This is a genomic window from Photobacterium sp. DNB23_23_1 (assembly GCF_052873815.1).
Map to the genome: position 1 here is coordinate 1 of NZ_JBNNXT010000047.1, position 22,213 is coordinate 22,213.

Consider the following 22,213-nt stretch of genomic DNA (forward strand, 5'->3'; position numbering starts at 1 on the left):
ATCCACGTTCAGTGCTCTATATTCCTAGCCGATATCCATTGAGATATAAGCGCTAGTGCTTAACCGAATGGCATTAGTCATAAGGACGGCTTTTGTATGTATTTATGACCATGAAGGGGGCTATGCAGCAAGCGAAGAAAACGCTGTTTTTCGCTCATTAAAGCGCTCAACTAAGTCATCGATAGCTTCTTGGCTGTACGGCTTCAAGCCACTCATTAGCATACGCTTACGGCCTGTACCAACCACTTCACCATTTTCTTTAAAGTGGAAGTTAAGCGTAACACTGCCGCGCTTACCTTCAACGTCGATTTGTGATTCAGCGAGTTCGACCGTAGGAGCGGTAAGATCTAATCGATCAAAATTTAGCTCCATGCTCTCGTAGATCACCAGCGGACGTGCAGTATTGATCATGATATCTTTAGATTTCATCAAAGGCACCATGATGTGGGGGAAGTTCATCCCCGAGAATTGAACATAGTTTTTAGTGACTTGTTCAATAAGGGTTTTATCGGTGTTGATATCACCTTCACGGGTAACATGAAGGTATTCTTTACCTGCATCGTCAACAATCGCAAAATCATTGAAGCAGCTGTGGTGCGCTTTCAATCCGACACCATCGTTGATCATGCCGGCAAATTCGAATCGCATTTTCTTGCTGATGCCCGCACGGGAAAGCACAACAGAAAATAAAAGATCACCAGGGACGCAGAAGCGTTTGTTATCTTCATCATGAATGGGATTGAAATCGCCAGCGATTTTTTTTGCAAAGTGACTCGCTTGCTCACGGGTAAAGCTGAATACACCATTCTTTTCTAGGTAATATGAATCTAAAAACATGCTTAACGTACTGATAGTGGGTTAATTAAACTGTCACCTATTCTACCCGATATCTTCATATTAAATGGTCTAGCCAGTGGAAAATGCTAAAGCAGACTTAAAAGAAATCAGGTGATAGTGACTCGAATCAACTTGGAGACTGGATGATTATCACCCCAAATCACTAAGATTGATTACATATGTCACACTTATGATAGCTAGTATAGCGCGCAAATATTTTTTTAGTGCAACTTACTACATAATTTTGTACCATTGTTCAAAACGGCAGTAATACAATAACATACAAATCATTATCAATAATGATAAAAGTCGTTTAATACCTCGTTGATAAGCAAAGATTCAGTTTCTGGCTTAGCTTTGAAAACCGGTATACAGACAGGTTGTCAGTAATTGACGAACGATGGCTAGGTTACTTTATCTGAGCAATTCCAAGATGCTATGTATAGGCTAAACACCGAAGTACGTAGCACAATAAACCATCTTCTAGACGTGTAGAAGCTCAGGAAAAATAAAGTAGCACGGAAGCTGCAAAAAAATAAGCACTCAGTAAACGGTGGCTTAAACGCCGTTTGCTGAGTGCTCATAATAAAACGGATAACGTTGTTTTGCAGCAATTCTCTCAGGTTGGTAGCCTCTGCTACTGTATATCTTCAGAGCAGAGACCTTCCTTACCCCTTCAACCGCTTATATACGGTTTTCCAACGGAATTACTCGCACTTTCTCACCAACCTCTACACCCGGCTGTTCAGGCAAGATCTCGATCAGGCAGTTGGCTTCGCTCATTGAGCGCAAAATTCCCGAACCTTGTTTACCGGCGCTTCTTACCGTCAGGCGACCATTGGCATCAATACCAAAAATACCACGGCTGTATTCTGTTCTCCCGGGACGAGAGCGAAGCTGTTCTTCTGCAACAGCATGAAAGAATGGTGCCTGCCAATCAGGTATACCCTGTAGCCTACGAATTGCTGGCTCGACGAATTGCATGAAAGCAACCATAACCGCGACAGGGTTGCCCGGCAGACCGAAGAAAGGCGTGGTATCAATATGACCGAAAGCGAGAGGGCGACCTGGTCTCATATTGATACGCCAGAAATTTATCTGCCCCAATTTGTCGAGAACCGTCTTGATGTAATCGGCATCACCCACCGAAACACCCCCAGAAGAGAGGATAAGATCTGCTTGCTGGCTAGCAGATGTTAGTGTGGTTTCGAGTGCTTGTTCACTGTCTTCGATGATCCCTAGATCAATCACCTCACAACCGATTTTGCTTAGCATGGCATGCAAGGTATAGCGATTTGAGTCATAAATACAGTTCGGTTTTTGTGCCTCTCCTGGATGCTGAACTTCATCACCGGTAGAGAACATAGCCACTTTAACTTGCGGGCGGATAGTCACGAAATCCAGCCCCAGCGAGGCGATCATACCCAGCTCTGGTGCCGTGATTTGTGTTCCAGCCTGGACCGCTGCTTGACCGATGGCTAAGTCTTCGCCTGCTTGGCGGACATTTTGGCCTGGCTTTATTGCCCCCATGCTCAAGTTGAAGGTGACAGTGTCACCGTCTTGAGTCGCTTGCTCACGCATGATTACGGTGTCGGCGTTTTGCGGTACTGGTGCCCCCGTCATAATGCGAACCGACTCTCCTGAGTTCAGCGGCTGTTCGTAGCTATGGCCAGCCATTACATGCGCGATAACCTGATAACTGTCCCTGCCCAAATCATCGCTGCGAATGGCATAGCCATCCATTGCGGAATTGGTATGCTGGGGTACATTAACCTGCGATAAAATATCGTTTGCGACAATTTGTCCCAAAGCGTCTTTAAGCTTAACGGTTGTTTCAGTGGTAGGTGCGACAATCTGGGTCAAGATACGATCACGGCCTTCAGCAACCGATAACATGCCCGACGGGTTGAGATCGCTACAGTTGAGTGATTGTCCAGATTGCTGCTTGGCAAAATCGGCAACAAACTGTGTGAGCTTGTCGAGATCATTGATATCCCATTGAGGTAAATCAGTCTTAGCCGGCACGTCAGAAGCGATAGCGATTATGTTATTGTCTTCAGGAAATAACCAAGGCTTGCCGATTTCTTCGCGGTGTAGTTCTATTTTTGGAAAGCTCAGCTTCTTGAAGCCTTCAATAAGTATGAGGTCAAGTGTGTTGAGATCGAGCTGAGCGATTAATTGTGGCAGGCTGGCTTCTTCGTCCGGGGTCTCGGTTACCATCGCACGGCGGTAGCGAGAAGATATCAGCATTTGTGCGGCACCCGCCTTGCGGAGGCGGTATGAGTCCTTGCCTTCTTTATCGATGTCGAAATTATGGTGGGCGTGTTTGATCACAGCGACTCGGATGCTATGTTCAACTAATTTTGGCAGCATCGCTTCTAGCAGTGTCGTTTTACCGGTTCCGCTCCATGCGGCAAAGCCAAGTATCGGCAGGGTAGATTGAATTGGGTTCATAATGCTTGTCCGAATTGTTCTAGTTCTTCAGGCGTATTGAGGTTCACAAATGCATTGGGTTGATCACTGAAATCAACGGTGATCATGTTGCACTGGCGATAGAGCAAAATGATTTTTCGGTCGCCATTTTCTAAAAACTGCTCAAGTTTGGGCAAAATTCGGCGGTTAACCAGCGTGACGACCGGTTGGATATGTTCGCCGTCATGAGCTACCGCTATATCGGTATTGCCATCGCAGGCGTTGCTCATTCTGGAGACGAGATCGGCGGGTAGAGCCGGGCAGTCGCAAGGTACAAAGCCTACCCACTCAGTATCAAGATGATGCAGAGCGGCGTGCATACCACCGAGGGGGCCAGGGTAATTCTTGATGTGATCACCAAACACCGTACCGTATTGGCGATAGGTGTCTTGATTTCGGTTCGCGTTGATAGTGATAGAGGAGGTTTGTGTACCAAGGATGTCGATGACATGTTCTATCATTGCTCGCCCAGCAAGCGTGACGAGTCCTTTGTCATTTCCACCCATTCGGCTAGCTTGGCCGCCAGCCAAAATGACCCAGCTTGTGTTATCCGGCGTAGGCATATTTGTTATTGTCCTCGTCAACGAGCTGTAGATCAGCGCGTTCAATAAGTTGAGAGTCTGAAATAGTCCATTGGCGACGACACAGCTCAGTTAGCGCATTCTTTTGGTGGCTGGTGATGACTAAACTGGTACCGCGCGAGAGGAGATCTTTGCACAGGATAACCAAGCGTTCGGTAGACTCTTGATCAAGGCTTGCACTGGATTCATCCATTAACAGTACGGCAGGTTTAATCACCCATGCCCGAGCCATAGCCACTCGTTGTCTTTCACCGCCAGAAAGTACAGAAATATGTTCATCGGCCAATGTTTCCAAGCCTACCATACGGAGGGCATTGATCGCTTCTGTTCGTCGGTTGCGACGATCTCGAACGGTGAATTTAAGGCCATAACAGACGTTATCAAGTACGGTCCCATCGAACATATAAGGGGTTTGATGCATATAGATCACCCCGTTGTTGGAATGGGCGCAAAATAAACGGCGTAAGATAGACGGCTTATTGAGGTTGATTGAACCTGTTGTTGGACGTTGTAATCCGCTGAGAATCTTTAGCAAGGTTGTTTTACCTACACCATTATCACCACTGAGGTAAACAGCATCTCTTGGCCCAAGAACAAGATTAGGGATGTGGAATAAGAGCCTGTCTTTGAACCTAACCGATAGGTCTGTGGCCTCGATAGAGAGTTGTGTCATCAAATTCTCCGGCTTAGTTCGTACGCAAGTGGGCTTTACCACGCGCAACAGATAGGAAGAAGTTTAGTCCTAATGCCAAAATCAGCAGCACCATTCCCAAGGCAACGCCTTGTGCAAACGCCCCCTTAGAGCTTTCTAATGCAATGGCGGTTGGAATATTCCGTGTCGAATTGAGGATATTACCACCAACCATCATGGAGCAGCCAACTTCAGTGATCACCCGGCTAAATGCGGCAATGACTGCAGCAAGCAGAGGAAACCGGCTCTCCCACATTAGGCTCATAAAGGCCCGCGGCAAGCTGGCACCCAATGTCAGTGCTGTTTCCCATGCCCGCTTATCACTGTTTTGAAAAGCGGCATGCATCATAGACACTAATATTGGTAAACAAATCAGCATTTGCCCCAATATCATCGCTTGTTGGGTAAATAGCATCTTCCAATCGCCCAGCGGCCCGGCTCGTGAAAGTAGCATATAGAGCAACAAGCCGATCACTACAGTAGGGATCGACTGGCAAGTATTAAACAAAGACAAAATTAGCCAACGTCCAGGGAAGCGACCATAGGCGAGGGCAAAGCTGATCAGCATGGCTGGCAATAGCACAATGCCTATTGCCAGCAGTGAAACCGAAAATGAAACACCAACGATCCCCCATAGAGCGGTATCACCGCTCATGAGTAGTTGGATCGCTTGGTGTGTGGTTTGCCAGATATCCATTTACTGAGCAATAGCATCCGCGACAAATAGCTGCTCGCCGTGTCGTTTGTAATCGTTGATCATGGCTTGCGCTTTAGAATTTACCAGCCAATCGCTAAATGACTTTGCGCCTTGGTAGTTAACGTCTGGGTAACGGCTTGGGTTAACAAGAATCACCTGATAAGGGTTGAATAGACGAGAGTCACCTTGCAGCACGATTTTTAGATCAAGTTTGTTCTGGTATGCCAGCCAAGTTCCTCGGTCAGTCAGGGTGTAGGCCTGCAACTCAGATGCCATATTCAGTGTCGGTCCCATGCCTTGGCCAACCGCTTTGTAACCACCGAAGTTTGGTTCAATTTTGGTTTGCGCCCAAAGATCAAGCTCTTTTATGTGGGTACCGGAATCATCGCCACGGGAAACGAAGGTTTCATTATCGTTGGCAATGGTTTTAAGTGCTTTGGTGGCATCTTTAATATCGGTGATATCGGCTGGATCAGACTTAGGGCCAACAATGACAAAATCGTTGTACATCAATTTTCGAGGCAGCACGCCGAAGCCTTTCTCAACGAAAGCCGCTTCAGCTTCAGGGGCGTGGGTCATCACCAAGTCGACATCGCCATTTTCACCCATACGTAGAGACTTGCCTGTACCGGCTGCAAGCACTGCTACGGTGTAGCCAGTGTCTTTTTTAAACTCAGGTAATAGGTAGTCCAATAGGCCTGAGTGATATGTACTGGTAGTTGTTGCCAATCGCACCGTCATATTCTCTGCAGCTTGAATCGCCGCTGAAGAAGCAAGGGCCAACACAATAAGAGTCGTTTTTAATAGTTTCATGGGTCTTCCTGACTAAACGTCATTTGTCATTTATTTTATGCAAGTGAAGGGGAACTCTCCAAAGGAGATGCTCCCCATCGCTATGAACGAGTCAATAAGCAAATCAAGTGCCAACTTAACTTGTTGCGTATAATACCTCTGGTTGAAGTTATAAGAGAATGATTTAAAACAAAATAAGAATCATTCTTCACATTGTGTGAAAAACATTTTGAAACATCTTTGACAGAGAGATTGGTACTGGGACAAAATGTCTCATCACTATAACCATAATATATATAAGTTTTTATGTCTGAAAATGCGTTTGTGTCATGGTCTGCGGTATCTGCTCTGGTTGTTGATGATGAGCCAGGAATGCGCGCCATTTTGAAAAAAGCGCTGAGCAAGCAATTTGCTCAGGTTGATGTTGCAGGAAGTATTGAAGAAGCCGAAGAGCTTCGTAAACGATGCCACTTTGATCTGCTCATTGTCGATATTAATTTACCTGGCCGTTCAGGGATTGAATGGCATGAAGCCTTCGACCCTCAGACTCGCCGTAGTGATGTGATCTTTATGACCGGCTATGCCGACTTAGACACGGCAATTAGGGCACTACGCGCTGGGGCATCAGATTTTATCCTTAAGCCGTTTAATCTAGACCAAATGATGCAGTCGGTGCAGCGCTGTATTGAACGCCGTTTGGTCGAAAGGCAGAATTTCGCCCTGCAGCGCGATGTAGAGCGAAGTTATCCGGTTGATATTATTGGCGACGCTCACAGCACGCTGTCAATGAAAAAGCTGATTGGCCAAATAGCGCCTTCCCAAGCTGCCGTGCTGATTGAAGGTGAGTCGGGAACGGGTAAAGAGCTTGTTGCCCGTGCACTTCACCAGCTCAGTCATCGCAGTGGTCCTTTTGTTCCTCTTAACTGTGGTGCGATTGCGCCGGATTTACTCGAGAGTGAATTGTTTGGTCATGTTTCAGGCGCGTTTACCGGTGCTAAAAAAAGCCGTGAAGGGTTATTTCGGGTCGCTAACAACGGAACACTGTTCTTGGACGAAATCGGTGAAATGCCGCTTTCGATGCAGTCTTCGTTATTGCGTGCCTTGGAGCAAAAAGCTATTCGTCCGGTCGGTGCCGAACGCGAAGTGAAGATCGATGTCAGGATTGTTGCGGCGACTAACCGAAACCTTAAAGAAGAAGTGGCAGAAGGACGATTCCGTCGTGATCTGTATTACCGTCTCAATGTGTTGACGATCGAATTACCAGCGTTACGTGAACGGCTAGATGATATTCCGGCTCTAGCGCATCACTTTACCCAGCAACTCGCCAAAGATCTTGGCTCTAAGCCGGTGAATTGGATGCATGAAGATATCAGTGCCATGCAAGCCTATGATTGGCCAGGTAACATACGAGAGCTGCGTAATATGATGGAGCGTTGCTTACTGCTGGGTAAACCTCCGGCTGATTACTGGCGGGAGTTGGCTGGTGAAGCGCCTTCAGGCTCTGATATTTCTAGTGACCCTGTCACAGATAATAAGCAATGTCCAGGGGGTACATTATTAGCGAAAGGCTGTGAAAGCCGACAGTTTTGTCGCGGCCATGACAGTCAGAGTGGTGAAACGACGTTTTGTTATCCGAGCGATTGGACCCTGAAGGACGTGGAAAAAGCGCACATTATGCAGGTTGTTGACTCTTATGCTGGCAATAAATCGGCTGCAGCGAGACAGCTCGGTGTTGCTCGAAAAACATTGGAGCGCAAATTCAAGGAATGGGCCGATGAAGTGCTGAGTACAACAGAACAATAAGGTCAACGATGAAACAATGTATTGCGATTTGGGTTCGACGTTTTCGGACGATGGTTCGTTACCGGCTGCTCTTACTAACTTCTGTGCCCATTGTCATTACTTTGCTGGCGCTAATCGCTCTGACCATGTACTGGACGGTGATGTACACCTGGCAAAATGCGCTGATGAATGCCCGAGCAGATCTGGCCGTTGCACACCATAGTATGGCGCTACTGCAAAAAGAGCAGCGGATGCGACTGGGCTCACTGACAGAGTCTTACCCGTTCCAGACCCTACTAAGGGAAGATCAAAGCCAGATGATTGACTGGGTCAAGCAACAGGCAGTCGAATACGATCTGGACTTTGTGGTGATCCACCCAGCTTCAGCATTAGGTGAGTTTCCAAAAGCCAATCGCCAGTTACTGCAAAAGGGTCAGGAGCAAACCTTTTTCGAGCGCCTAACTGCTAACGAATTGGATTACCTTCATTCTGATCTCCCTGCTCGGGCCCAAATCCCATTACTTAACGAAAACACTTTGGTTTCTGATGGCTTGATTAGTCGCAGTTTGATCCCGATCTTCAACCAGTACGGTGACCTGCAGTGGATTGTCGATGGTGGGATACTGCTTAACAATAGTACCCAACTTGTCGACCGTATTCGGGATTTGGTTTATGCCTCTGACACCTTGCCTGAAGGGAGCCTTGGAACCGTTACACTGTTTATGAGTGATATTCGGGTTAGTACCAATGTGCCTTTGGACAGTAGCCAACTGAACGGGCGAGCGGTAGGAACACGCGTGTCTGATGACGTTAAAGAGTCGGTACTCAAACTGGGTGAAATGTGGGTGGATCGGGCCTTTGTCTATGACGACTGGTATGTTTCTGCTTACGAACCTTTGAAAGATTACAACGGTAATATTATCGGCATGCTTTACACCGGTTACCTGGAATGGCCAATGATTAAGATCTACCTGACCAATATAGTTGAGCTTGGGGTAGGGATCCTCATGGTTTTGCTGATCTCAGGCGTTGTTGTGTATCGGGGAGCCAGAGATTTATTTAGGCCGATTGAGAAGATGCATCAGGTTGTATCTGCTATTCAATTGGGGCTTGATCGCCGTATTGGAAGCTTGGATCTTACCCGCGGCCATGAGTTACAAATTCTCGGCAAGCAGTTTGATACTATGCTGGACCAATTACACCAGCGTAATGAAGCGATAAAACAGGCATCGGCACAGCTTGAAGACAAGGTCCAAAGACGTACACAGAGTTTAAGTGAGAAAACCGAAGAGTTAGAACAGCACATTAAATTGTTAAACCAAGCCAGAACTCAATTGGTTAGTAATGAAAAACTGGCAGCCTTAGGTGAGCTTACCGCGGGTATTGCCCATGAAATCAATAATCCAACGGCGGTTATCTTGGGTAACGTAGAGTTAATGCAGTTTGAGTTGGGTGATGAGACCGAGCGAGTCAGCGAAGAGCTAGAAGCGATACATGAACAGATAGATCGCATTCGAAATATCACTCGCAGTCTGTTGCAATACAGCCGTCAAGGTGGTGTGCAAGATGAAGTGACTTGGCAGCATTTGAATCCGATTATCGAAGAAAGTTTAACGTTAGTAAGAAGTGGCACGAAAAAATTTGATATTGAGATCCATACTGATCTCAATGCTCGTTGTTGTGTTGAAGTAAATCGTCATCAAATGCTTCAGGTGCTCGTGAACCTACAGATGAATGGTATTCATGCTATGGATGATCGAGGCGTGCTGCGTGTCTGTACGGACGATTGGTTAGATGAAAGTGGCCAGACTATTGGGGCGATGGTGAAGGTCATTGACCACGGTTGCGGTATCAGCGAAGACCAGATAGAACGCATTTTTAATCCATTCTATACCACAAGAAGAAGTGGTACTGGGTTAGGGCTGTCTGTTAGCCAAGGTATTGTTAGCGGGTTCGGTGGCGAAATAGTGGTAGATTCGGAAATAGGGAAAGGGTCAATATTTACTGTTTACCTACCGGAAAAAGCTAACAGTGACAACATGGTAGTTGTTGATTTAGAAAAAATGGGGTGCTGAGAAAAGTAAAAAGGGCATGTTGTTAACATGCCCTTTTTACTTTAATGAACGCTTTAATAGTAAAAGTTTCATCGCAAATTACCGTTAGGTGGTTACATAAGTACAAGACCAATAACCATAAAGGTAAGGCTTGTGAATACAGTGCGTGTGATGATGCCAGTGTGAGTTGGATTAATCATTTCCTGATGCTGCATATATTACCCTTTTATGACAATTTGAAGATCTTTGTGTTTTTCTTTCTACTTTTACATCATAGATCAAATTTCTCATGAATAAAGCACTATTTGATAAAATTGTGCACATTATCAATTTGTATGATGTATTCCGGTTGCGCATAAATAGTTGGGGCATTATTTTTTGAATGTCTATACTTGCAGAAAAAGCCAAGTTACGGATGACACGATGAAAATTGCAGTTTTATCACTTGGAGCCTTGCTTCAATTTTTTGCTCTTTATATTGCTTTTTATTCTGGCTTTGCGGGGGGGATCTACTTGGCGACGCTAATATCCGTTGCCGCGATGGCTAGCATGCTGGTTGTTAGACACTTGGTTGCCCCAGTGTGCTTGATGGCTGGGGTGTTAATAGGGCTATCTTTATCCCACAATGAGGCAGATCTAAAAATGCTCTCGTTGTTTGAAAGCCAAGCATTAGCATTGCTACAGTTAGATAGTCGTGCCTCACTTCAGTACAATGAAACCTCCACGGAAATTACCCAACTAGATGTAACGCCGATAAATAGCGACCTTCCAGACAAGAAAGATCCCACTTTGGCGGTCGTTGCTGCTAAATAATGTTTAAGCCACGGTGAGAGCTCTTTCTACACCGTGGTATTTGTTATTCGTTTAGCGATAATTTTGGAATCAGTAGTTTTTGCCCTGCAAAGATAGTTGCCCCATCAAGATTGTTAACTTGCTTAAGTAAGTCGACAGAAATGTTGTTGACATTAGCGAGTTGATTCAGCGAGTCACCCACTTTAATGTCATAGACATCATAGGTTTGCTTGGCATAAGTGCGTGCATTTTTATGCTCAAAAAATTGTGTTTTGTTTTTTATTGGCATTAAGATTTTGTTGTCTTTATCGCGTCGGGTATATCCTGCGGTGAAACCTGGGTTGTAATGATAAAGCTCCTTACTGGATAAGCCTGAGTAAGCCGCTACTGTACCTAGTTTCACCCTTCTGCTGATCGTGATTTCATCGAGGACGGCTTCTGCTTTTATTGGATGTAGGGGAATGTCGTAGCGGTAGCCATGGTGTTTAACTAGGTCTGCCATAGCCAAGAGTTTAGGCACATAGTGGCGTGTTTCCTTGGGTAGTTTTAAAGACCAGAAGTCGGTTGATTTTCCGTTCTTTTTATTCAGTTTTATGGCATTTCTGACCCGGCCGCCTCCAGTATTGTATGCTGCAATGGCGTGGAGCCAGTTTTCATCGAATTTATCGTAGAGGTATTCCAATAAATCCAGAGCGGCGTCTGTTGAGGAGGCAATATCCCGCCTGCCGTCATATCCCTTAATGATATCGAGCCCGAATGTTTTACCGGTTGGTTCGGTAAATTGCCATAGACCTGCAGCACCTTTGTGAGAATAAGCAAATTGATCAAAGCTGCTTTCGACGAAGGGCAGCAGTACCAGCTCTATAGGTAGATCGCGGGCATTCACTTGCTGGTATATATAGTGAAGAAACGGCTCAGCACGAGCGGTCACTTTCTCGATATGGTAAGGGTTGTTTACATACCAGCGTTTGTAATAACGAATTGTGCGGTTATTCGGCACCGTCATGGTGAATTCACTGGCCAAGAGATCCCACATATCGGGGTCTTGAGAAGGTTCTGCAACAGAGCCTGTTGCAATAAAGCTACCAGCAAATAATCCTTTATCGATTTCACATAAGTCATTGACATCATCAGGCAATGATTGGACTGAAACCGTGTTCATTACTGTTGCTGTTGCTGGTGTGTTTAAGTCATCCTGATTGACCGTCGGAATTGATTGACACCCAAGTGCAAAACTCATAAGCAAAAACAAAAATTTACTTCTAATGATCATAATAAATCGTCGCCACTCAAAAATTTATTGTGATATCTATCATTATTTTTACGATAATTTTATGTTAGCAGTGTTTGTAAGGATTGTTAGCAAGGCTTAACGGTAAAGCGCATGATTGACTGATAAAATTCGCTCTTATTCAAAATGAGACAAATTTCACACTATTGCGCAGCAACAACTAGGCTTTACTGAACTGATAGCGACTTGGATGGATGTATTTATGCAAAGCACAAATTTCCCGGCCGGTACGGTATTGAGGATTCGCTGTAGTACTTATTGGCACTATGGTATTGCAGACGGGTATGGCCATGTGATTCATAATTCGAAAAAATGGCGGCGGATAGAGCGAGAAACAGAGTCTGAATTCTCAGAAGGCCGACGCATAGAGGTGAGTGACATTGTTGGCTCGGACCCACGAGCTGCAGTACGTTATGCAAAGTCAAAGATCGGTCGGACATATAACTTATTTAACCGGAACTGTGAGCAGTTTGTTCGTGAAGCCCATGGGTTGCCTATTGAATGTACTCAGTTTCAGCGATTGGTGGTTGCTGTCGCTGGTGGCTACATGACCGTTAGTGCCCCCTCCACATTAATCAAGATGGCAGGGGTGGGGCTATTTCTTGGTGCTGTACTCACATCATCGGAAAAACAGCCTTACCAAAATGCAGTCAAAGGTGCGAAACTAACGGTTGGGGCTAGTCTGATCTTACCGACATTGTTACGTCGTATTTTGTAGTGTGCGATAACCGCTCTTCAATACCGTATCAGTGATAGGTGAAGGCTATTCTCATGAGGCACCTGCAACAAATTTCAATTTGTTAGATCTTGCCCACAGAAATTTTTCTGGTTAGGCCGTATGTTAACAAAAGGTGACTGAGTAAATACACTAATGCGCGAGAACTTCTGTGACGATTTTAATTGAACGTCATCATGACAGAGCACATGATGACATTACTATGCTAAGCGAGAAAATTGCAGGTCAGCTTGAACAGGAGTATGGCCTTATTTGGTCCTGGCAAGACGATAAAATGCACATCAAACATTCGGCAGCAAAAGGCTATTTACATGCCGAAGAAGGTAAAATAACCATTCAACTTCAACTTGTCGGTTTTGCCGCTGCTTTTTTTGCCCCAACAATAGAAAGCCATATTACTGAACAGCTTGATAGGTATTTGTTGGCGAGTTAATTCACAATATCTCGTTATCTGTTTCCAAAGAGCTCACCCCGAGCTCTTTTTTTATCTCTATGATTCTTCAAGCTTTCCTTCTATCTATCTGTGATCCGCATCAAAAACATGATCTCCACAACGATAAAGTGTTGTTTTAGGGAGAACATTCTAATCGAAATTCGTAAATTACATACAAGCAGTCAGGCAATACCCACTGGCTGGCACTATCGCAAAAGTATGGAGGGGAAACTGATGGGCATTTTTAAACAGACTGCGGAAGAATCAAACAAAGAGCAGATTCGTGAAGCAATGGTATACAACATTTGGTTAGCAGGCCTTGGTGCTTATGCTAAAAGCGCAGAAGAAGTTAATCAGATTTCTGACAAAGGCAAGAGCCTTTTTGACGAGTTGATTGAGCGTGGCCGCGCGGTTGAGTCAAAAACCAAAGAGCGAGTTCACACTGCACGTAGCCAAACTTCTGTCGCGATTGAAGAACGCATGCATAACATGGTTCAGAAATTCATTGGCCTAGATAACGAGCGCCTTGACCGTGTTGATGACAAGATTGATCAGCTTACAGCCAATATTGAAGCGCTAGTCGAGCGCCATCAGGCACAAGCTGAGAAAAAACCAGCACCACGCAAGCGTACAGCTACGCAGGCAACTGATAAAGCTGCACCCGCAGCCAAGAAACCTAGTGTTGCACGCCGTAAAACCGTGAAAGCAGCTCAACCTGTTCCTGCCGCTAAACCAGAGGCAGAGAAGAAAGAGGCCGATGCGCCGGTAAAGCCACAAACCGTAGCAGTAACTAAAACTGTTGCGGAACCAAAAGCTGAAGATCAGGTGGCTCCAAGCGTCAGCAAGCCAGCTGAAAGTACAAAACCTGAAGTGGTATAAGCATACGAGCGTGCTTAAGGCAAGATAACGCAAGAGGATATTATTATGAGCAGCAATACAGTAGTGAAAGCGGCAAAAAATGTCGTAGAAAGTGGTGAAGGCATTGCACGTAACGTTTGGTTAGCAGGCCTTGGTATTTACAGCCGTAGCTTGGAAGAAGCTCAGCAACTGAACGAGAAATCAACCACGATGTTTGATGAGCTTGTTGAGCGCGGTAAAGAAGTTGAAATTCAAGCGAAAGAATGTATTGGTAAAAACACGGAAAAAGCGACAGAAGAAGTAGAAGCAGGTATGAATGATCTGTTCTATCGTCTGAGTGGCGTTGACCGTGAGAAGCTTGAGCGTATGGACGAGAAAATCGACAAACTGACTCAAGCCGTTGAGAAGTTGGCAGAAGCAGAGTAACTGCCAATACGGGGCTACGTTTATGCCAGCCAGACAATAAGTAGCCCCGGCTGAGCAACCGTTCCCAGTCTGCAGGTTGTGAAGCCTTTAGGTTGCGCGTGGGCCATGCACGCGCACCTTTTTTACTATTTTTACTGCCTTCATTGGCAGAGTTTTTGTTCATCCAAGAAAAATATTTTTTTTGCCTTAAATATCAGAATAATGGGCACTTCTTTTAGAAAAGAATCATTTTTTTGCTGCCAGATATTGACCAAACCCCTTGTTTAATTCTAACTTTGTAAATGAATTGTGAAGAAAGGTGGGAAGTATGGAGAGTTGGCGTAATAGGGCTTTTAACAAGGTTTTATTCCGAATTATGCGGCAACGCCTTGCAAATTGTGAATCAACCGAAGGGATGCGAGATATCATTTCTTCTGTTGATAGCTATGGCCCATTTATTGCTGCGCCAAAGGGAATGGAAATCACGCCGACTCGTTTTTCAGACGTTTCTTGTGATTGGGTTGATATGCCCAATAGTAGCGGTAACAAAATCATCCTCTATTTTCATGGTGGGGGCTTTTGCTTTAACAGTCCCAAAATTCATAGTGCGTTTTTAGCCCGTCTTGCTAATTACACCAAATCTCGGGGGCTGATGGTTAATTATCGCTTGGCGCCAGAAAATCCTTATCCTGCGGCTCCTGATGACTGCTTTGCCGTTTATCGAGGGTTATTGGTTAAGGGATACCATCCTCACCAGATATTCTTTGCTGGGGATTCTGCGGGGGGTAATCTGGTACTGACAACCATGTTGCGGATCCGCGAAGCTAAGTTGCCACAGCCTGCTGGTGGTATTTTGATGTCGCCTGTATCGGATATGGCCGTTACTGGCGAGTCAGCCTTCAAAAAATGTAAAGATGATCCTTTCTTTGATTTGAGTACCTTACTCTTAATGCGTAATAATTACATTGGGATGCAAAACCCTTGCGATCCCGATATATCGCCATATTACGCCGATCATTATGATCTCCCGCCGACCTTTATCACTTGTGGCACTGAAGAGTTGTTAATGGATGATGCGATTCACCTTGCTGAGCGAATGGGTGAGGCCGGTAACGATGTGACAATAAATGTCGTGAAAGGGGTACCGCATGTTTATCCGTTGTTTTATCAGCTGAGTGAAGCTAGGGAGGCAATGAAGCTGATGGCAGGGTTTATCCAAGAGAAATTTAAAGAGGCTGGTGAGTCGAGAGATAAGAAGGTGGGTTAACCATGCGTATTGACTTAAGCTGCTTTGTTGTCAGGTAACGCGAAGATGGATGCCGAGCCCATTTTCAGGGCTCGATGTAAACTGAGATGCTGTTTGTTGCTTTAGTTGGTCAATGTAGAGAGTTTTTGTTTTTGATAGTGCATTGCTGACTCTGACACTTTCCCGCTATTGCCACTCTGAAGCCATTTCTTAACCCTTCCGGCATCACCAATCGGTGTCAGCTTGCCATAAGCATCCAGCGTAACGATAAGAAGCTCTTTACCTTCCACTTGAGTGATCATCGCCAAGCAGTGGCCCGCAATATCTAAATAGCCCGTTTTGCTTAGGGTTACATCCCATTTCTGGCCTCTGACTAACGCGTTCGTGTTGGTGTAACCCAATTTGTATCGAGGCTTTTTGAAATAGGCGGTATGTACCGGTGTAGTGCTGTATTTTTTTATGGTGGGATACTGATAAGCGGCTTTGATCATTTTGGTGATATCTGCAGCAGTAGAAACGTTCTCAGGGTTTAAGCCGGAACTATCGACAAAGACCGTATCTGTCATGCCCAATGCCTTGGCCTTGGTATTCATTGCTTTGATAAAGGCATCATAACCACCAGGGTATTGCCGTGCTAGGGCCGCCGTTGCGAGGTTCTCAGAAGACATCAGGGCAATGTGTAAGGTAACCCCTCGGCTAAGCGTTGAATCCATTCTGATACGTGAATAGCCGTTGTATATCCTTTCCTTATCTATTTTCTTGAAAGAAATTGCCTCATCCAGTGGAAGTTTGGCGTCCAGAACAACCATTGCCGTCATCACCTTTGTGAGTGAGGCGATGGGCATCACGAGTTCGGTGTTTTTTTGAAATAACGTTTTGTTGGTCTTCAAGTCAGTCACTAAAGTACTGACTGACGCAGTCTGAATATTATCAGGGTTCAGTTTACTGGCATGGGAGGTTGAAATGAATAAGGCCAGGCTGATGGAAACGAGTAAATTGAGATGGCGAAACAAAACCACTCCTTGTTTGTCTTAACGGTTTATTACAATTACTGACAAGGGTAGCCTGGGGAAAGTCGGTGGTAAAGTGAGTTTATTGTTAATTAATCGAATGGTTAATAATTTTCATGATTGCTATCTCTATCTTCCCACCATTTATACATACAAATGACGAAGCCTAAGGCGCCTACACTGATCATGAGTTGGAGTGCCATTTCGTTGAGCAAGTTTGGCTCAAAGGAAGAAGCCATGATGGCGATTGTTGCAAAGGCATAAGCCAAGTACCCCCAGGAGCTACCGCGATAGAACTGCAATATCTCTAGGATGATAAATAAGGTTGAGGAAACGAGGTAGAAACGGATAAATTTGCCAATGAGGTCGGTATGAAACTCACCGGCAAACCTCACCATTAGCCAGTGGAAGCAGGTGTAGAACACCACAATACAGATTATTGATTCTGATAGGTTTTTTAATAACTTAACGTTCATCCATTTTTACCCGCAACGAATGTTTCTTAGCACACTTACATACTTTACCGTAGGATGACATTTCAAAATGTAAGAGTGTATTTGCAGTTAAGTAAAATTCTTAAGGTGTTAAATTGAAATGATTTTTCAAAATAGTTGTTGGGTTAAACAAAAACACCCCATAGATACTTTGGGGTGTTTGAAATAAGTATTTAGTGCTGTCCTGAACGGTTAGGTAACCAACTCTTCAACCAAATCTTTGTGGGTAAAGAATGGAGACTTCGCGTTATCAGTCAGGTAGGGCTCTACCAAAGAGATCAAACGCAGTACACCTGAGCGAGCGAGGTCACTTTCAGTGTAATGATCATCAAGTAGCGTTTGGTAGTTGAGCCAGTTCAGGCTAACAAGCAATAAGTTGTCTGCCAGTAGAGGCAGGCTTTGTTCATCGCATTTTAGCTTGCCCAGCTCGACGAGGTGCTTGAGCATGTCATTACATAGATGACGTAGCTTAAGGATCAGTGTTCGTATTTTACGCTTAATTTGCGGGTTTTGGCCGTTTAAACTGTCCAAGTTTCTGAACAAAAAGCGGTAATGGGTAAATAATGCCATCACCGTATGCATGAAGGGCCAGTAATCGTCAAAGTCCTTGACCTGACTTGCATACTCATTGCTAACGGTTGTTAGTGAGTTTTGTAACTCATTGACAAGTGTCGCAATTATTTCGTCCTTGCCACGGAAATGGTAATAGAGGTTTCCTGGGCTGATCCCCATTTCGGTAGCGATGATTAACGTACTGACTTGACTAACACCATCACGATTAAACAGCTCAAGACTAACTGACAAAATCCGATCTTTGGTTTTCATCATTTTTTCCTTGTTATTCGAGCTTCACTTTCGGCAACCCCATCAATATCATAATTTGGGGTTGCCGAAGGTGATGGGATGAACGTTATTGCTCTTCAGTTACAAGTTGGGGTAGTGCCTCGCGAAGGAAGTCATACTCAGCTTGCATTTGATCTTTCATGTCACTGCAAATGAAAGAAACTAGCGTACTGCCAACGAGAGGAATAGCTGATTTCACATCCATAGTGACATGGTTTGATGTCGCGGTACCTGGACGAGTTGCTGGCTCACTGAACACCATCTGACCCGAAATCGTCGCTGGAACACCCAAGATCTCAATCTGAAGTTTACAGATTAACTGCTCATTTTCTTGCCAGTGCCATGACTCTGTCTGCTTGATAGTATTAAAGTTACCTAATAGGCTTTTCAGAACGGCTGGCACATTGGCTGGCATTTCACGCTGGGTTTCAGCACGGAAGCCATCCGCAGTTTCTTCTAGTGCAGTAACTCGAACGTTTTTGCCACCTAGTTTTTGGTATTTTTCAACGATCAGTTCTTCTTCGCTGAAATAACGTAGTAAGGTATCAAGTTCTTCTTTGTAGTCATGTATTGCTGAAACTTGCATTGCTCTCATCCTTACATGTGTATTTCGCGCATGATGCTATTAATGGCTACTACATCGGCTGAAGGTTGTTTAGGCTCTGCGTTTTCACCGTCATGCTTGCCATGATCCGGGTTGTAGCCCGTCGCCATTAGCAACTCACCCAGTTTCGGATAAACACCATGAATGAAGGCACCTAACAGACCAAGCTTGGTCGCAATACGTTTTGGCTTCTCGATAATCGCTTTGATGATCAAATCTGCCGCTTCTTCAGGGGTAAGTAACGGGATACCACCTTCAGCTTCACGGTAGTGATCGGAAATCATGCGAGTTTCAACCAGCGGCATATTGATTGTGGTGAAATCGATACCTTGGCCACCCAGCTCTGTACTTGCGGTACGGGTGAAGGTGTCTAATGCCGATTTAGATGCTGCATACGCCGAGAACAACGGCTGATTGGTCAACACCGCAATGGAAGAGATGTTGATAATATGGCCTTCACCCGCTTCGATCATCTCTGGCAGGTTGCCTAGAATCATACGAAGTGCACCGAAGTAGTTAATCTGCATAGTACGTTCGTAATCGTGCAAACGGTCAGTCGCTTTTTCTACTGAGCGGCGAATTGAACGGCCAGCATTGTTGATCAAAATATCAACTTTACCGTGATCATGCTTGATTTGCTTAATCACTTCCTGAGATGGCTCATCCTGGCTTAGGTCGCATTGATAAATGGATGCATGGCCACCAAGACGTTCGATTTCGTTACGGGTTTGCTGTAGGCGCTCAAGATCACGAGCAATCAGTACTAGGCGAGCTTTTGTTTTTGCAAGTTTAATGGCTGTGGTATAGCCAATACCTGAAGAGGCACCGGTGATAACAACAACTTTGTCATTTACACATCCTTGCAGTGTTTTTTCAACATGCAATTCAGGATCGAGGTTACGCTCCCAGTAGTCCCAAATTTTGTCAGCATAATCTGCAAGGCGAGGGCAGCAAATGTTACTGTCAGACAGTGCATTTAACGTATTGCTGCAATCGAACTGGGTTGGGTAGTTGAAGTAACCTAGCGCGTCTTGCGGCATATCCATCTCTTTACTGATGGCATCGATAAAACGCTTGAGTGCGGGGACTTGACCAAGCTGCGACCAGAAGTGAGAAGGGATCATACGGAAAACACGCATATCCAGTCGCATTGCCATACGTGGAGCATGGCCTGCTTCAGCAAACAGGTTGATCACTTCACCAGAGCGGTATGGGTCAGGGTCAACGATATGGAAACACTGATTATCTAACTCAGGCTTATGAGAAATATGGTCGATAGCATCGGCGACATAATCCACCGGCACTAAGTTTAGGCGGCCACCTTCAAGGCCAATGAGCGGTGCCCATTCTGGAAGAGCGCGGCGTAGTTTTTGGATGATCTTAAAGAAGTAATAAGGACCATCAACACGATCAGCTTCACCTGTCTTTGAATCACCGATAACAATGCCCGGACGGTAAGCACGCCAAGGGATCGTTGCCGTTTCTTGTACTAGTTTTTCTGCATTGTGCTTAGTTGAGAAGTAAGCATGCTCAAGCCCAGTCGCTTCATTAAGCATATCTTCCCGGAACCAGCCACGGTATTGGCCTGCAACAGCAATTGAGCTGAAGTAATGGAAACAACCAGCATTAATGCGCTCGGCGAAACGTAACGTATGTTCAGTGCCTTCAATATTGGCGCGCATCATATCTTCTTCGCTAGCCGTCAAATCATAGATGGCTGCGAGGTGGAAGAACTGATCAATTTTTCCTGTCAGGTTTTTCGTATCTTTAGCTGATATACCTAAATTTGGTTCGGTAATCGAGCCTTTAATGCAGTGGAACTTGTCCTTAGGTAGATGTTTTTTCTCTAACAGTGCTTCCAGTCTATCTTCAGAAATCTTGTCATAGGTGAGTATATAAATATCACCAGGTCGTTTAGCCAGACGTTGTAATAACTGAGAACCGATAAATCCAGTTGCGCCGGTAATGAAATAATTCATGACCACTCCTTACGCGGTATTCATTTTACATTCAATTGCAGAGTAATTTACTGGTCAGATGACCGACTTCAGTGTGCATCTGGTGGCACAAATCATCAAAGTAAAACCGAAGAAAGTGTGTTCTAGATCAAGATTCCCGGAGGGAATTTTATGTTTTAGAGTAATTGCTCACGCTTTTTCTTTTTGGGTTTCATTTGTCACATCAGACCAGTGATAAATCCCGCATATATGACGGAGGATAAATATTAATAAATACATATGGATGAATAAATATTTATCCTTGATTTTATTGGTTGTTCTATCTGCAAGTTAATGATTAAGCAGTATAAAGAGTAAGGTGAAAGTCAGTAAGCTGGTGTTAGTTAATGTCAATTGGCAGGATTGGGTTATTTTATAAACTAATGATGGCAAATATGGATCTGAGTGGAAAGCTCGGGTTGGAAAGATTGCAATCTCTCGCGTTGGGATAACGAGTTGATTCAGTTTTTGCTATCTCTTGTTCTGTCTATGGGTGATGGCTTTAGAACAAGGGGAGAAGGATCCCCCCTATAAGTGCAAGTCGCGCTCAGAGGCCTGACAATTGCTGAGCATTTATAAACCTCAGGGGTAAGCGCTATCCATTACTTATTACCATCTTGCTGGTGGTCAGCCTGAAGATGATCGGTATCGCCTTTATGTGTTGGCTTATGTGAGTCTTCTATCGATTGGCTATCGTTCTCTCCCTTGATATCAAGAATGAGGTTATCCATACCGTTGTACACCTGGAAACGGTGTCCTTTTGCACGGGCAATCATGGTAATACCGAGTTTCTGAGCAAGATCATAACCCATCTGGGTGGCGCCCGAGCGGGAGAGCAATACTGGGATCCCCATCTGCGCGACTTTGATCACCATCTCGGAGGTCAGTCGACCTGTAGTGTAGAAAATCTTATCGGCACCTAGCTCACCTTTGAGCCACATCTCACCGGCAAGAGTATCTACCGCGTTGTGACGGCCGACATCTTCCACAAATGAAAGGATCTCGGTGTCTTTACATATCGCGCAACCGTGGACCGCACCTGCGGCTTTATAAGTTTCGTTATGGTGGGTCAGAGCTTCAAGTAAGCCATACAGTTTAGACTGAGGAATTCGCGGCTGTGGGAGTTGGACACCTTCAAGCTTTTTCATGACATTGCCGAACATCGTGCCTTGCCCACAACCAGAGGTGACGGTTTTCTTTCCCAGCTTCTTTTCGAGCCCGTCGGTATTTTCGCGGGTGATGACTGCGGCGGAGTTGGTTTCCCAGTCAATGATCAGCGATTCAATAGCATCGATGTCTTCAATGAAACCTTGGTTTTTCAGATAACCGAGCACTAGCGCAGAAGGGCGTTCACCCAACGTCATCAGGGTGACAATTTCCACCCAGTTCAAATACACGGTAAGCGGGTGTTCACAGGCAATTTCTTTTTCCATCATATCGCCATACTCGTCCATTACCTGAACGGTCATCGTCTGATTAACCGATGAATTTGTTTTAATTATTTTTGGCAACTGGCTCATCAAATTATCCTGCTGTTGATGTGATTGTTTTCATGTATACGCAACACAGTCTGCAGCGTCTACTTTTAAAGCGTCTAC

General features: G+C 45.0%; 21 protein-coding genes. 8 read left to right on the forward strand and 13 right to left on the reverse strand.

Annotated features, from left to right (window positions below; genetic code table 11):
• Window positions 1-120 precede the first annotated feature (120 nt).
• From ACVA53_RS21275 to ACVA53_RS21300, 6 genes are all read right to left on the reverse strand, one after another.
• Window positions 121-837 (reverse strand): DUF3581 domain-containing protein, encoded by a 717-nt coding sequence (locus ACVA53_RS21275; RefSeq protein ID WP_446506191.1) that lies wholly within the window; start codon window positions 835-837, stop codon window positions 121-123.
• Between the two features lie 684 nt (window positions 838-1,521).
• A complete protein-coding gene (locus ACVA53_RS21280) occupies window positions 1,522-3,291 on the reverse strand; it encodes a bifunctional molybdopterin-guanine dinucleotide biosynthesis adaptor protein MobB/molybdopterin molybdotransferase MoeA (RefSeq protein ID WP_446506192.1) in 1,770 nt (589 codons plus the stop codon).
• Window positions 3,288-3,872, reverse strand: a complete 585-nt coding sequence (gene mobA, locus ACVA53_RS21285; protein WP_255043545.1) for a molybdenum cofactor guanylyltransferase MobA — start codon at window positions 3,870-3,872, stop codon at window positions 3,288-3,290. The genes ACVA53_RS21280 and mobA overlap by 4 nt, the downstream gene beginning before the upstream one ends.
• Complete coding sequence (locus ACVA53_RS21290; protein ID WP_255043546.1) at window positions 3,856-4,563, reverse strand: energy-coupling factor ABC transporter ATP-binding protein; 708 nt, start codon at window positions 4,561-4,563, stop codon at window positions 3,856-3,858. Before ACVA53_RS21290 ends, mobA begins: the two co-directional genes overlap by 17 nt.
• A 13-nt stretch (window positions 4,564-4,576) precedes the next feature.
• On the reverse strand, window positions 4,577-5,278 hold the full coding sequence (locus tag ACVA53_RS21295; RefSeq protein ID WP_255043547.1) for an ABC transporter permease: 702 nt from the start codon (window positions 5,276-5,278) through the stop codon (window positions 4,577-4,579).
• Window positions 5,279-6,091, reverse strand: coding sequence for a substrate-binding domain-containing protein (locus ACVA53_RS21300; protein WP_255043548.1), 813 nt, complete (start codon window positions 6,089-6,091; stop codon window positions 5,279-5,281).
• Window positions 6,092-6,376: 285 nt separating this feature from the next.
• On the opposite strand from ACVA53_RS21300, the gene ACVA53_RS21305 reads away from it, so the two are divergent.
• From ACVA53_RS21305 to ACVA53_RS21315, 3 genes are all read left to right on the forward strand, one after another.
• Window positions 6,377-7,873, forward strand: coding sequence for a sigma-54-dependent transcriptional regulator (locus ACVA53_RS21305; RefSeq protein ID WP_255043549.1), 1,497 nt, complete (start codon window positions 6,377-6,379; stop codon window positions 7,871-7,873).
• A gap of 8 nt (window positions 7,874-7,881) precedes the next feature.
• Complete coding sequence (locus ACVA53_RS21310) at window positions 7,882-9,927, forward strand: sensor histidine kinase (RefSeq protein ID WP_255043551.1); 2,046 nt, start codon at window positions 7,882-7,884, stop codon at window positions 9,925-9,927.
• Between the two features lie 402 nt (window positions 9,928-10,329).
• Window positions 10,330-10,719 (forward strand): hypothetical protein, encoded by a 390-nt coding sequence (locus ACVA53_RS21315; protein WP_255043552.1) that lies wholly within the window; start codon window positions 10,330-10,332, stop codon window positions 10,717-10,719.
• A 43-nt stretch (window positions 10,720-10,762) separates the two neighbouring features.
• Here the strand turns inward: ACVA53_RS21315 and ACVA53_RS21320 are convergent, their stop codons facing one another.
• Window positions 10,763-11,938: a transglycosylase SLT domain-containing protein gene (locus ACVA53_RS21320; protein ID WP_255043554.1), complete on the reverse strand. Its 1,176-nt coding sequence runs from the start codon at window positions 11,936-11,938 to the stop codon at window positions 10,763-10,765.
• A gap of 253 nt (window positions 11,939-12,191) precedes the next feature.
• Between ACVA53_RS21320 and ACVA53_RS21325 the strand changes: the two genes are divergently transcribed.
• The 5 genes from ACVA53_RS21325 to ACVA53_RS21345 all read left to right on the forward strand — a co-directional run bounded on the left by ACVA53_RS21325 (window position 12,192) and on the right by ACVA53_RS21345 (window position 15,688).
• Complete coding sequence (locus ACVA53_RS21325; RefSeq protein ID WP_255043556.1) at window positions 12,192-12,707, forward strand: lecithin retinol acyltransferase family protein; 516 nt, start codon at window positions 12,192-12,194, stop codon at window positions 12,705-12,707.
• A gap of 169 nt (window positions 12,708-12,876) precedes the next feature.
• On the forward strand, window positions 12,877-13,158 hold the full coding sequence (locus ACVA53_RS21330; RefSeq protein ID WP_255043557.1) for a polyhydroxyalkanoic acid system family protein: 282 nt from the start codon (window positions 12,877-12,879) through the stop codon (window positions 13,156-13,158).
• 234 nt (window positions 13,159-13,392) lie between these two features.
• Window positions 13,393-14,037 (forward strand): phasin-related domain-containing protein, encoded by a 645-nt coding sequence (locus tag ACVA53_RS21335; protein ID WP_255043558.1) that lies wholly within the window; start codon window positions 13,393-13,395, stop codon window positions 14,035-14,037.
• A 45-nt stretch (window positions 14,038-14,082) separates the two neighbouring features.
• Window positions 14,083-14,442, forward strand: a complete 360-nt coding sequence (locus tag ACVA53_RS21340) for a phasin family protein (RefSeq protein WP_255043559.1) — start codon at window positions 14,083-14,085, stop codon at window positions 14,440-14,442.
• 307 nt (window positions 14,443-14,749) lie between these two features.
• Window positions 14,750-15,688 (forward strand): alpha/beta hydrolase, encoded by a 939-nt coding sequence (locus ACVA53_RS21345; protein ID WP_446506193.1) that lies wholly within the window; start codon window positions 14,750-14,752, stop codon window positions 15,686-15,688.
• Window positions 15,689-15,789: 101 nt separating this feature from the next.
• On the opposite strand, the gene pbpG is transcribed toward ACVA53_RS21345, so the two are convergent.
• From pbpG to fdhD, 6 genes are all read right to left on the reverse strand, one after another.
• Complete coding sequence (pbpG, locus tag ACVA53_RS21350; protein WP_303629419.1) at window positions 15,790-16,680, reverse strand: D-alanyl-D-alanine endopeptidase; 891 nt, start codon at window positions 16,678-16,680, stop codon at window positions 15,790-15,792.
• Between the two features lie 101 nt (window positions 16,681-16,781).
• On the reverse strand, window positions 16,782-17,153 hold the full coding sequence (locus ACVA53_RS21355) for a hypothetical protein (protein WP_255043563.1): 372 nt from the start codon (window positions 17,151-17,153) through the stop codon (window positions 16,782-16,784).
• A gap of 210 nt (window positions 17,154-17,363) precedes the next feature.
• On the reverse strand, window positions 17,364-17,996 hold the full coding sequence (locus tag ACVA53_RS21360) for a TetR/AcrR family transcriptional regulator (RefSeq protein WP_446506194.1): 633 nt from the start codon (window positions 17,994-17,996) through the stop codon (window positions 17,364-17,366).
• A gap of 85 nt (window positions 17,997-18,081) precedes the next feature.
• Window positions 18,082-18,600 (reverse strand): DUF2505 domain-containing protein, encoded by a 519-nt coding sequence (locus tag ACVA53_RS21365; RefSeq protein ID WP_446506195.1) that lies wholly within the window; start codon window positions 18,598-18,600, stop codon window positions 18,082-18,084.
• A gap of 11 nt (window positions 18,601-18,611) precedes the next feature.
• Window positions 18,612-20,597, reverse strand: a complete 1,986-nt coding sequence (locus ACVA53_RS21370) for an SDR family oxidoreductase (protein ID WP_255043566.1) — start codon at window positions 20,595-20,597, stop codon at window positions 18,612-18,614.
• 620 nt (window positions 20,598-21,217) lie between these two features.
• Window positions 21,218-22,135, reverse strand: a complete 918-nt coding sequence (fdhD, locus tag ACVA53_RS21375) for a formate dehydrogenase accessory sulfurtransferase FdhD (protein WP_446506196.1) — start codon at window positions 22,133-22,135, stop codon at window positions 21,218-21,220.
• Window positions 22,136-22,213: the final 78 nt, after the last annotated feature.